The sequence below is a fragment of the Pseudomonas sp. 1L-E-NC-VB-C3 genome, from assembly GCF_057291535.1.
The window spans coordinates 70743-82112 of sequence record NZ_JBXAWD010000013.1 but is presented as its reverse complement, the minus strand read 5'-3'; the positions used below and the strand labels follow the sequence as shown (position 1 = coordinate 82112).

The 11370-nt window shown below is 60.5% G+C and carries 7 protein-coding genes; 3 read left to right on the top strand and 4 right to left on the bottom strand.

Going from position 1 to position 11370, the window contains the following annotated elements; translation table 11 throughout:
- Nucleotides 1-2: 2 nt before the first annotated feature.
- On the top strand, nucleotides 3-1544 hold the full coding sequence (locus AC0Z5Z_RS20940) for an alkaline phosphatase D family protein (protein ID WP_460066395.1): 1542 nt from the start codon (nucleotides 3-5) through the stop codon (nucleotides 1542-1544).
- Between the two features lie 466 nt (nucleotides 1545-2010).
- Here the strand turns inward: AC0Z5Z_RS20940 and AC0Z5Z_RS20935 are convergent, their stop codons facing one another.
- From AC0Z5Z_RS20935 to AC0Z5Z_RS20925, 3 genes are all read right to left on the bottom strand, one after another.
- The gene (locus tag AC0Z5Z_RS20935) at nucleotides 2011-2379 is read right to left on the bottom strand and encodes an endonuclease domain-containing protein (RefSeq protein ID WP_485611585.1); all 369 of its coding nucleotides are present in this window, start codon (nucleotides 2377-2379) and stop codon (nucleotides 2011-2013) included.
- Nucleotides 2380-2604: 225 nt separating this feature from the next.
- Nucleotides 2605-5133 carry a PepSY domain-containing protein gene (locus AC0Z5Z_RS20930; protein ID WP_485611602.1) on the bottom strand — a complete coding sequence of 843 codons (2529 nt, stop codon included), beginning with the start codon at nucleotides 5131-5133 and terminating at the stop codon, nucleotides 2605-2607.
- Nucleotides 5134-5369: 236 nt separating this feature from the next.
- Nucleotides 5370-7691 carry a TonB-dependent receptor gene (locus tag AC0Z5Z_RS20925; protein ID WP_252887312.1) on the bottom strand — a complete coding sequence of 774 codons (2322 nt, stop codon included), beginning with the start codon at nucleotides 7689-7691 and terminating at the stop codon, nucleotides 5370-5372.
- A gap of 207 nt (nucleotides 7692-7898) precedes the next feature.
- Here AC0Z5Z_RS20925 and AC0Z5Z_RS20920 point away from each other — a divergent pair, with 207 nt between their 5' ends.
- Both AC0Z5Z_RS20920 and AC0Z5Z_RS20915 read left to right on the top strand, forming a co-directional pair.
- Complete coding sequence (locus AC0Z5Z_RS20920; RefSeq protein ID WP_024011586.1) at nucleotides 7899-8579, top strand: Fe2+-dependent dioxygenase; 681 nt, start codon at nucleotides 7899-7901, stop codon at nucleotides 8577-8579.
- On the top strand, nucleotides 8576-9331 hold the full coding sequence (locus AC0Z5Z_RS20915) for a tetratricopeptide repeat protein (protein ID WP_485611584.1): 756 nt from the start codon (nucleotides 8576-8578) through the stop codon (nucleotides 9329-9331). The genes AC0Z5Z_RS20920 and AC0Z5Z_RS20915 overlap by 4 nt, the downstream gene beginning before the upstream one ends.
- A 300-nt stretch (nucleotides 9332-9631) precedes the next feature.
- On the opposite strand, the gene AC0Z5Z_RS20910 is transcribed toward AC0Z5Z_RS20915, so the two are convergent.
- Nucleotides 9632-10795 carry a type III PLP-dependent enzyme gene (locus AC0Z5Z_RS20910; protein WP_016771733.1) on the bottom strand — a complete coding sequence of 388 codons (1164 nt, stop codon included), beginning with the start codon at nucleotides 10793-10795 and terminating at the stop codon, nucleotides 9632-9634.
- Between the last annotated feature and the right edge of the window lie 575 nt (nucleotides 10796-11370).

Here is an 11370-nt window from a genome sequence, read left to right as displayed (position 1 = left end):
CCATGAGCGATTTCAATCTCGGTCGGCGTCGCGTCATGCAAGCGGTCGGTGCCGGGCTGTTGCTGCCGGGGCTGGCGCCGGCGGTGATTGCCTCGGTCAAGGATCGTCCGCAGCTCACCGACGGCGTGCAGTCCGGCGACCTGCTCGGCGACCGCGCGATGATCTGGAGCCGCAGCGATCGCCCGGCGCGCATGGTGGTGGAGTGGGACACCGGCAGCCTGTTCGGCAACCCGCGCAAATTCGTCTCGCCACTGGCCGATGCGCGCAGCGATTTCACCGCCCGCGTCGAACTCACCGGCCTGCCGGCCAACCAGGCAATTTTCTATCGCGTGCACTTCGAAGACGCCCAGAGCGGCGTCGCCAGCGAACCGTGGTTCGGCCATCTGCGCAGCGTGCCAACGACAAAACGCGACATCCGTTTTGTCTGGAGCGGTGACACCGTAGGCCAAGGCTTCGGGATCAACCCGGACATCGGCGGCATGCGCATCTACGAAGCCATGCGCCTGCGCCTGCCGGACTTCTTTATTCACAGCGGCGACACCATCTACGCCGACGGCCCGGTGCCCGCGCAACTGACCACCGAGAGTGGGCGCATCTGGCGCAATGTCACCACTGAAGCCAAAAGCAAAGTCGCGCAGACCCTCGACGATTATCGCGGCAACTATCGCTACAACCTGATGGACGAAAACATCCGCCGCTTCAACGCCGAAGTGCCGCAGATCTGGCAGTGGGACGATCACGAAGTGGTCAACAACTGGTCACCGGGCAAGCAGCTGGATGAGCGTTATCAGGAGAAAGATATCCACAAGCTGGTCGGCCGCGCGCGGCAGGCGTGGCTGGAATATGCGCCGATGCGTTTGCAAGCGGCGGACGGCGGCGGGCGCATTTATCGCAAGCTCAGTTACGGGCCGATGCTCGACGTATTCGTGCTGGATATGCGCAGCTATCGCGAAGCCAACGACGACAACCTGGGCGCGGCAAAACCGTTTCTCGGCCGCGAGCAGCTGGACTGGCTCAAGCGTGAATTGCAGGCGTCGAAGGCGCAGTGGAAAGTCATCGCCGCCGACATGCCCATCGGCCTTGGCGTGCCGGACGGCGAGGTCAGTCCGGGCGTTGCGCGTTGGGAAGCCGTGGCCAACGGCGACCCCGGCCCGGCGCAGGGGCGAGAGCTGGAAATCGCCGAGCTGCTCGGATTCCTGCGCGCGCAGCAGGTGCGCAATTTCGTGTTTCTGACGGCGGACGTGCACTACTGCGCGGCGCATCACTATCATCCGGACCGCGCGGCGTTTCAGGATTTCGAACCGTTCTGGGAATTTGTTGCCGGACCGTTGAACGCCGGCAGTTTCGGGCCGAATCCACTGGACAAGACGTTTGGCCCAGAGGTGGTGTTCGAGAAAGCACCGCCCGCACAGAACACCTCGCCGTTTGCCGGGTTTCAGTTTTTTGGTGAGGTGAATATCGAAGGGCAGAGCGGCGAGATGAGCGTGGTGTTGCGGGATCTCGATGGTGTAGCAGTGTTTGAGCAGAAGTTGCAGCCTGTTTAATCAAGCTGGATCAAAAGCCCCTCACCCCAGCCCTCTCCCGGAGGGAGAGGGAGCCGACCGAGGTGTCTCGCGTTAAGCATCGACCTGGAAGACCGAGGTGATTGTGGCTTTGGATTCAGTGAAGAACGCTCAGGTCGGCGTCGATTTCAAGCATCACCCAATCAGTCACCTCGCCCTCTGGGAGGGAGAGGGCCGACCGAAGTGTCTTGCGTCATGCATCGACCTGGAAGACCGAGGTGATTGTGGCTTTGGATTCAGTGAAGAACGCTCAGGTCGGCGTCGATTTCAAGCATCACCCAATCAGTCACCTCGCCCTCTGGGAGGGAGAGGGCCGACCGAGGTGTCTTGCGTCATGCATCGACCTGGAAGACCTAGGTGATTATGGCTTTGGATTCAGTGAAGAACGCTCAGGTCGGCGTCGATCTCGAGCATCCCCCAATCAGTCCCCTCTCCCTCTGGGAGAGGGCTAGGGTGAGGGCATTTTCCGCTCTGCCGCAACTCTGATGATCTGCTCTAATACATCATCCATCTGCTGAAGCACCTCAAGATTGCTGAATCGCACGACGTCGATGCCTTGTTGAGACAGGAAGTTCGACCGGCGCCGATCGTGAACCACCCCGGCCGTCTCATAATGCTGGCCACCATCCAGCTCAATCGCCAATCTCAACTCCACACAATAGAAATCCAGCACAAACGGCGGACATGGAAACTGTCGGCGAAATTTCAGGTTGGCTATCTGCCGGGAACGCAGGCGCTGCCAGAGCAGGTGTTCGCAATCTGTCTGGTTGGTGCGCAAGTGGCGGGCGAATTGGGCGAGGGTAGGGCGGCTTGGCATGGCTTCACGGTCCTTGTGAAGTTGAGTGGAGATTTAACAGTAGCCCATTTCCCTCATCGGAACGCCGCCCGCCCAGCGCTCTCCCAGAGGGAGAGGGAGCCGACCGAGGTAATTATGGCTATGGATTCAGTGAAGAACGCTCAGGTCGGCGTCGATCTCGAGCATCCCCCAGTCGGTCCCCTCTCCCATTGGGAGAGGGCTAGGGTGAGGGGGTTTTCGCAGGCGTTAGTAAACATCCCGGCGGTAGCGGCCCTGTTCGATCAGGCGTTCGACTTCGGCGCTGCCGAGGATATCGTTGAGCGCCTGGTCTACGCCTGAGGCCATCCCTTGAAGGCTGCCGCAGATATAAATGACGGCACCACCAGCCAACCACTTCTTCAGTTCATCCGCCGACTCACGCAAGCGATCCTGCACATAAACCTTCTCAGCCTGATCCCGCGAAAACGCCAGATCCAGCCGCGCCAGATCGCCATTGACCAGCCATTCCTCCAGCTCGGCGCGGCAGAGGAAGTCGTGCTCGCGGTTGCGCTCGCCGAACAGCAGCCACTGCCGTTGCTGACCATCGGCAATGCGTGCCTTGAGCAGGCTACGCAGGCCGGCGAGGCCTGTGCCGTTGCCCAGCAGGATCATCGGCACGGGTTCGTTCGGCAGGTGGAAACCGCTATTGCGCCGCACGCGCAGGCTGATGCTGCCGCCCACAGGCGCATGCTCGGTGAGCCAGCCGGAGCCTATGCCGAGGCTGCCGTCGTTGTGCTGTTCCTGACGCACGATCAGCTCCAGCACGCCGTCAGCGGCAATCGAGGCGATGGAGTATTCGCGCATGGCCAGCGGCACCATCGCGTCGACCAGCGACTGCGCATGCAGGCCGACCAGATGCGCGCGGTGCTCGGGCAGTTGCCGTGAGGCGAGGGCCACTTCCAGTGGTTCGTCGATGCCGTTGACCTTCACCGGTGTTTCGCCACGGATGCCGAGGCCGTCGAGGAAATGTTCGATCGCCCAAGGGCAATTGCGTGGCAGCACTTCGACCAGGTCACCGGCCAGCCAGCTGCGGGTGTCCGGGGCTTTGAGGCCGAGCAGATAGACCGGCGCGCCGCTGCTGTCGGGGTTCATCAGTTCGCGCCGCACCAGCGTCCAGTTGTCGTAGCTGGGTGCTTGCCAGGTTTCGCTCGGCGCCTGTCCGGTGAGCTGGCCGAGTTGCGTTTGCCAGTGACGCAGCGCGTAGGGATCGCCGCTATCGACCTCCACCGGGGCGAACAGCGTCTTGCCGCCGTGCTCGCCGAGCCATTGATGCAAGCGTTTGGCGAAGCCACAGAAGTGCGCGTACTGCCGATCGCCGAGGCCGAGCACGGCGTAGTTGAGGCTGTCGAGTGTCGAGGCTTTGGCCAGCACTTTGCGTTCGAAACCACGGGCGCTGTCCGGCGCTTCGCCGTCGCCGAAGGTGCTGACCACGAACAAGGCGTTGTTCGAATCCCGCAGATCCTGTTCGCTGAGATTGGCCAGCGGCTGCACGTTGACCGGCAACCCGGCGGCCTGCAATTGTCCGGCGGTCTGCCACGCCAATTGTTCGGCGAAACCGCTCTGGCTGGCGAAACCGATCAGCCATGCCGAAGCATCGGCGGAGGGTTGTGCGAGGCCCTGGCGGGCATCCTTGATCTGCTTTTTCTTGCGCCGACGGTCCAGATACAGCAGCCAGCCAGTGATGAAAAACAGCGGCATGCACACCGCCGCGATCGTCACGATGATGCGCCCGACAAGGCCGAAATAGCTGCCCACGTGCAGCGCATAAATGCTGGTCAGCAGTTGGGCCTTGAAGCTTTTGTCGGCATAGCGGTCGACGCGTTTGACCACGCCGGTGGCCGGGTCGAGGGTGATCTGGTTCAGCGCGCGGTCATGGGGTGAGCTGTCGAGCAGGTAGAACACCGTCGCCGGCTGGCCGGCAACCGCCGGCATGCGAATGTTGTACGCGGCCAGACCCGGGCCGGCAGCGCTGTAGATGCTGCTCCACATCGCTGCGTAGTCGGCGGTCGGTGCCGGGCCTTCCGGCGCCGGGCCGCGACCGCCGCGCACGCGTTCGTTTTGCGGCGCGTCGGAAAGCAGTCGGGTCAGGCCCTTGTTGTACCACTCGTACGACCATGACAAGCCGGTCAACGCCAGCAGCAGATACACCAAAAGGCACCAGGTGCCGGCCACCGAGTGCAGGTCCCAATTGAACGCGCGGCCCTTCTTTTTCCAGTCCAGGGTCAACCACACGCGCCAGCTGTTCCACTGGCGTGGCCAACGCAAATACAGGCCAGAGAGACAGAAGAACAACAGCATCAAGGTGCAGGCGCCGGTGATGTTGCGCCCGGTATCGCCCATGGCGAGGAAGCGGTGCAGTTGCAGCATCAGGCCGAAGAAATCCTGACCGGTGGCGTCGCCCTTGAACTCGGCGGTGTACGGATCGAAGTAGCGCATCTCGCCACGCCGTTCGCCTTTGGGTGGGGTGAAGTAAACGCGTGCGGCGTGACCGCTGTCGGTCTCGACCCAGAGCATCGCGACTTTCTTGCCGGACGCGGCTTCGATGCGCTCCACCAGTTCCACTGGCGGCAGCACGCCGGCGACCTGTTTTTCCACCTGCAGAACGGACGGATTGAGCGCGCGCAGGATCTCGTCCTGAAACGAATAGGCCGCGCCGGTGATGCCCATCAGAGCCAGCACCAGCCCTGCGGTGATGCCAAAAAACCAGTGCAACTGGAACAGGGTTTTCTTCAACACGTCACTCGCCGTCCGTTCGGAAATTGTCATCACGGCGCGCATTATGCCGTGGGTTATCAAGAAGCGTTTTGCGTAACACACGAAAAGCCCCGTTCAACTGAATGAACGGGGCCGAGCCTCGCGGCACATTCTCTGTGGGAGCGAGCCTGCTCGCGAAAGCGGTGTGTCAGTCAGCATCGATGTTGCTGAAAGATTGCCTTCGCGAGCAGGCTCGCTCCCGCAGGTATTCACATCGGTCAGAAGTGGAAATTGGTGCTCAACAGCGCCGTGCGTCCCGCCGCCTGGTTGGCGAAGTGGGTCGAGAAGGCTTTGTCGTAATAGGTTTCGTCGGTCAGGTTCTGCACGTTGAGTTGCAGGTCGACGTTCTTGGTCAGCTTGTAGGCCGCCATCGCGTCGTAACGCACGTACGAATCGACCATCGTCGTGTTGGCGACACTGCCGTAGACGTCGTCGACGTAGAACGCGCCACCACCGATCGTCAGCTTCGGCGTGACCTGATAAGTGGTCCACAGGCTGGCGCTGTTTTTCGGTGTGTTCGGCAGATCGTTGCCGTCGTTGGCGCGACCCAGCGGGCCACCATCAACCTGTTCGCTGTCCATGAAGGCGTAACCGGCGAACACCTGCCACTTGTCGGTGATCTTGCCGCTGGCCGACAGTTCGAAGCCTTGTACGCGGGTCTTGCCGGCGTTCTCGTAGGAACTGGTATCGACTTGCACGCGAGCGTTTTCCTTCTCGGTGCGGAAGATGTCGGCGGTCAGCGACAGGCGATCATTGAGCAGATCCCACTTGGTGCCGATTTCGTAGTTCTTGGTGGTTTCCGGCTCCATGTCGCTGCTCAGCAGGTTGCCGCTGCGATCCGGTGTGCCGCCCAGCGGGTTGCCTTCCTGACCTTCGCCCAAGGTGTTGCCCGGCGGTGTCGCCGAGGTCGCATAAGAGGCGTAGATGCTGCCGTTTTCCGCCGGCTTGTAGACCACGCCGAACTGACCGGTGACGAATTCGCTGGTGTCATCACCCTTGGATGTGGTGGTCCCTGCGGCGTTGTAGGTCTTGTAGTCGGTGTCGAAGTGGTCGTAGCGCAGGCCCATGTTCACCAGCCACTGCTCGGACAACTCCAGCGTGTCGAACACGTACAGCGCGTAGGTGTCGGCCTGGGTGTCGGTACCGGCGTAGTTACGCGAGATCGCGCCGTTCCACGGATCGTTCGGGTTCGGGGTCGACAGCGAGGTGCAGTTGTAACCGCTCGAAGCGCCAATCATCGCCGGTGTGCAGTTGCTGCTGGAAGGCACATTGGTCGTACGCGGCGTGGTGTCGGTGTTGACGTTGTACGAGGATTTCTCGCTCTGCTCACGGGTGTATTCGACACCGGTGGAGAAGCTGTTCTTGAAACCGCCCACGTAGAAGGTGCCGAACAGGTCGGTCTGGTTGGTGGTGGTTTCGGTGTTGCTCACCCGCGTGTTGGCCCGACGCCAGACGCTGCCGTTGTTGACGTTGCCCTTGCTGTCGTCCGGCTGGGTGAGGATGTAATCCTGCATGCTGCTGCCGTGGCGCAGGGTGTTCTTGATGGTCAGCGCATCATTGAGGTCGTGCTCGATGGCAAAGGTCGCGGTGTCGGTGCGGCCCTTGCGGAAGTCACGATCCAGACCATAGAAATTGTCGTGATCGCCACCGGCGTACGGCTTGTCCGGATTGGACTTGGTGCGTGCGGCCGAACCACCGGTTGGGATGGTGTACGGGATGCCCGAGTCCGGGGTGTCGTTGCTTTCCAGATGGTAGTAGTCGAGGTTTACACGGGTATCGGTGCCCAGGCCGAAGGCCAGCGACGGCGCGATGCCCCAACGGTCGTAATCGACCTTGTCGCGACCGGCGACGTTGCTCTCGTGGCTCATCAGGTTGAGACGGCCGGCAGCGCTGTCGCTGAACTGATAGTTGCCGTCGAGGGTGTAGCGCTGGGTCTGGTCGGAGCCGTAGGTGAAGCCGCCGTCGAACGAGTTGCCCAGGTGCGCTTTCTTGCTCACCAGGTTGATGCTGCCGCCGGCGGCGCCGCGACCGCCAATCGCCGAGTTCGGGCCTTTGCTGACTTCGATGTTTTCCACGGCGAAGATTTCGCGGCTCTGCGAACCGGTGTCGCGCACGCCGTCCAGGTAAGTGTCACCCTGAGCATCGAAGCCGCGAATGAATGGACGGTCACCCTGCGGGTTGCCGCCTTCACCAGCACCGAATGTAATGCCCGGCACGGTACGCAAGGCGTCCTGCATATTCAGCGCGCCGGTGTCCTTGAGCACTTGCTGCGGGATGACGGTGACCGAGCGCGGGGTGTCGACCAGCGGTGCGGTGTACTTGGGCGAGGAGGCTTTTTCGACCTGGTAGGACGTCGAGTCCTGGGCTTCGCCGGTGATGGCGGTGGCGTCCAGGGCAATGGCGTTGCCGGAAGTTTTGCTCTCGGTTTTTTCCGCCGCGAAGACCATCTGCCCAGCCGAGCCGGCGGTGATTGCGACACCGATTGCCGAGGCGAGCAGACGTGGTGAACTGACCGGTAATTGTGCGTGTTGACGTGCCATTTTTATTCCCCTCCCCAAGGATTTGAGGCGGCGGAATATAGGGTAAACAGGTATTCGTATCAATTGCGAAACATTGTTATTCGCATTGAATTTACATTCTTTACAATTTGCCCTTACGGTTTCTGCTTGTTCATCCGTCTTGGGGGTTTTACACAGTCAATAAGAATCAATACCATTGCCGCCTTCTTGCCATCAGGTGACATCGCCATGCTGCTGCACATTCCCGGGCTGTTCGCAAAAGATGAAGTGCAGCGCATCCGCCAGGCCCTTGAGCAAGCGGATTGGGCCGACGGCAAGATCACCGCCGGCTTCCAGTCGGCCAAGGCCAAGCACAATCTGCAACTGCCCGAAGGCCACCCGCTGGCCAAGGAAATCGGCGCGGCGATGCTCGAGCGGCTGTGGAAGAATCCGCTGTTCATGTCTGCCGCACTGCCGCACAAAGTCTTCCCACCGCTAGTGAACTGCTACACGGCCGGCGGCAGTTTCGATTTTCACATCGACAACGCCGTGCGCCAGCCCAAGGGCAGCATCGAGCGGGTGCGCACCGATTTGTCGGCTACGCTGTTTTTCAGCGAGCCGGAAGATTACGACGGCGGCGAACTGGAGATTCAGGACACCTACGGCACCCAGCGCGTGAAGCTGCCGGCCGGCGACATGGTGTTGTATCCGGGCACCAGTTTGCACAAGGTCAATGCGGTCACACGTGGTGCGCGTTATGCCTCGTTTTTCTGGACGCAAAGCCTGGTGCGCGAAGACAGCCAGCGCGCGTTGCTGTTCGAAATGGACGGGGCGATTCAGCAGCTGACCCAGGACGTTCCCGATCACCCTTCGCTGATCCGCCTCACTGGCACTTATCACAACTTGCTGCGGCGCTGGGTCGAGGTATGAGTTTCCAGTTGCGCCGCGAGGAAGTTCTCGATGCGGCCGGGTTGGCGGCAATGCTTGAAGAAAGCCCGGCCCGCGCTGCGCAGGCGATTTTGCTGGCGGCGGGCGAGGGCGAGGTTGAAGCGCAGGCGTTGCTTGGGCAGATCCTGCTGGACGGTCAGGGCATCGCGCAGGATCAACCGCTTGCATTGCGCTGGTTCGGCATCGCCGCCGGGCGCGGGCATCTGATGGCGCGCAACATGCTCGGGCGTTGTCATGAGCATGGTTGGGGTTGTGCGGCGGATGCCTCGGTCGCGGCGCAGCATTATCGGATCGCTGCCGAGGCGGGGCTGGACTGGGCGATGTACAACCTGGCCAATCTACTGGCCACCGGGCGCGGGGTGACGGTTGATCATCAGCAGGCGCTGGCGTTGTACCGGCGTGCAGCTGAGTTGGGTCATGCGAAATCGATGAACCTGCTGGGGCGCTATCTGGAGGAAGGGCAGGTGTGTCAGGCGGATCCGCTGGCGGCGCGTGACTGGTATCGGCGTTCGGCTGAGGGAGGGGATTTTCGTGGGCAGTTCAGTTATGCGGCGGTGTTGGCGGCTGAGGGGCGGGTTGATGAAGCGGTTGTTTGGCTTGAGAAAGCCTTGGCCGGGGGCAATCTGAATTTCCTGCGGGTGGCGAGTGAAACGCTGTTAAGTGCTACAGATCCAAAAATCCAGGGGATGGCTGCTCGGTTCTCGCTTCGCTATGCAGAATTGCAGCGCGTCTGAATTCGCAAGCCCTCACCCTAACCCTCTCCCGGAGGGAGAGGGGACTGATTGGGGGATGTTTAAGAGGTACGCCGACCTGAAAGTGCTTTGCCGAATCCATAATCGACTCGATCCTTCTGGTCGGTGCATGATGCGCTACACCTCGGTTGGCTCCCTCTCCCTTGGGAGAGGGCTGGGGTGAGGGGCCTCGGTTTCAAGTACCCCGCAAAACTTCAAGTCGAACGCACAGACACAAAAAAGCCCATGACACGTCATGGGCTTTTCACTTGCAGCTAGCAGCTAGAAACTTGCCGCTGCCTCTTAAACGTAAAACGACTTCAGCGGCGGGAAGCCATTGAACTCGACCGCGCTGTAACTGGTGGTGTACGCACCGGTCGACAGCCAGTAAAGACGATCACCAATCGCCAGGTTCAGCGGCAGGCCATATTTGTAGTTCTCGTACATGATGTCGGCGCTGTCGCAGGTCGGGCCGGCGATCACGACTTCTTCCATCTCGCCTTTCTTCTCGGTCCAGATCGGGAACTTGATCGCTTCGTCCATGGTTTCGATCAGCCCGGAGAACTTGCCCACATCCGTGTAAACCCAACGCTCGACAGCAGTGCGCGACTTGCGCGCAACCAACACCACTTCGCTGACCAGAATACCGGCGTTGGCAATCAGCGAACGGCCCGGCTCGAGGATGATTTCCGGCAGGTCGTCACCGAAATCTTCCTTGAGGAAGCGAATAATCTCTTCGGCGTAGGTTTCCAGGCTGTTGGTACGGGTGATGTAGTTGGCCGGGAAGCCGCCGCCCATGTTGATCAGCTTCAGGTGAATGCCGTCTTCTTCTTTCAGACGCTCGAAGATTACTTTGACCTTGGCGATCGCCGCGTCCCAGACGCTGATGTCGCGCTGTTGCGAGCCGACGTGGAACGAGATGCCGTACGGCACCAGACCGAGGTCGCGAGCGAGGATCAGCAAGTCCATGGCCATGTCGGTCTGGCAGCCGAACTTGCGCGACAGCGGCCAGTCAGCAGTGGTCGAGCCTTCAGTGAGGATGCGCACATAGACTTTCGAACCCGGTGCAGCCTTGGCGATGTTGCGCAGGTCGGCTTCCGAGTCGGTGGAGAACAGACGCACGCCTTTCTCGTAGAAGTAGCGGATGTCCTTGGATTTCTTGATGGTGTTGCCGTAGCTGATACGGTCCGGGCTGACGCCGCGATCCATGACTTTGTCCAGCTCGTAGATCGAGGCGATATCGAAGCTCGAACCCTTGTCTTTGAGCAGGTCGATGATCTCGACGGCCGGGTTGGCCTTGACCGCGTAGTAGACCTTGGCGAATTCGAAACCGGCGCGCAGGTCATCGTAGGCCTGGGCGATCATCGCGGTGTCGATCACCACGAACGGGGTTTCCTGTTTGTCGGCGAACGCCTTCATTTTGTCGAATGTAGCGCGCGCGAAATAGTCTTCGACCTGGATCGACATGCTGGGTGCTCCTATGGGCAAACTCGTAAAAACAATGGGTGCATGAACGCCCTCCGTATCCCCACTTTGGTTCGCCTACTTCCCAAGGCATTGCCGCCGAAAGCAAAAAGGCCCAGAGATGTGCGGTTATCCCTTGGCCTTGCTGTCTCGTCGTCAGTACTTGAGCCGGATGGATCGTTTCCAGCATGGACGTTCGGCGCGAACTTTAGGGCGTGAGGGGCGCGAGATCAACTAAAAATGTCGCGTTTTTGCACGCTTCTGACGTGCGTCGCGTTCATCACTCCTTCTACCCGACCGAGATGACGGGCAGATGTTCCCGGCGAATTTTCGAGTGTTAAAAATACCTGCACGTTCGTGGCTTTTGTCGGCTAGATCGTTGGTAAGTGTGATGGCGGCAACATCGGCGACGTTGGCAGCGAGAGAGTCTTTTGAAGGGGGATTTGAACCTTGAAGAAGCTGAATTGACGACGCTCTTGCAGGAGAGGCTGTTGAGATTCTTTGTCACCCAGTGAAGATCAACAAAATTAAGTAGATCCTGTGGGAGCGAGCCTGCTCGCGAAGGCATTTTCACAGCC

What these genes read in the sequence shown, in the direction of transcription:
- AC0Z5Z_RS20940 (WP_460066395.1), top strand. Translation starts at nt 3, where the DNA reads ATGAGCGATTTCAATCTCGGTCGGCGTCGCGTCATGCAAGCGGTCGGT.
- AC0Z5Z_RS20915 (WP_485611584.1), top strand. Translation starts at nt 8,576, where the DNA reads ATGAGTTTCCAGTTGCGCCGCGAGGAAGTTCTCGATGCGGCCGGGTTG.
- AC0Z5Z_RS20925 (WP_252887312.1), bottom strand. Translation starts at nt 7,691, where the DNA reads ATGGCACGTCAACACGCACAATTACCGGTCAGTTCACCACGTCTGCTC.
- AC0Z5Z_RS20935 (WP_485611585.1), bottom strand. Translation starts at nt 2,379, where the DNA reads ATGCCAAGCCGCCCTACCCTCGCCCAATTCGCCCGCCACTTGCGCACC.
- AC0Z5Z_RS20920 (WP_024011586.1), top strand. Translation starts at nt 7,899, where the DNA reads ATGCTGCTGCACATTCCCGGGCTGTTCGCAAAAGATGAAGTGCAGCGC.
- AC0Z5Z_RS20910 (WP_016771733.1), bottom strand. Translation starts at nt 10,795, where the DNA reads ATGTCGATCCAGGTCGAAGACTATTTCGCGCGCGCTACATTCGACAAA.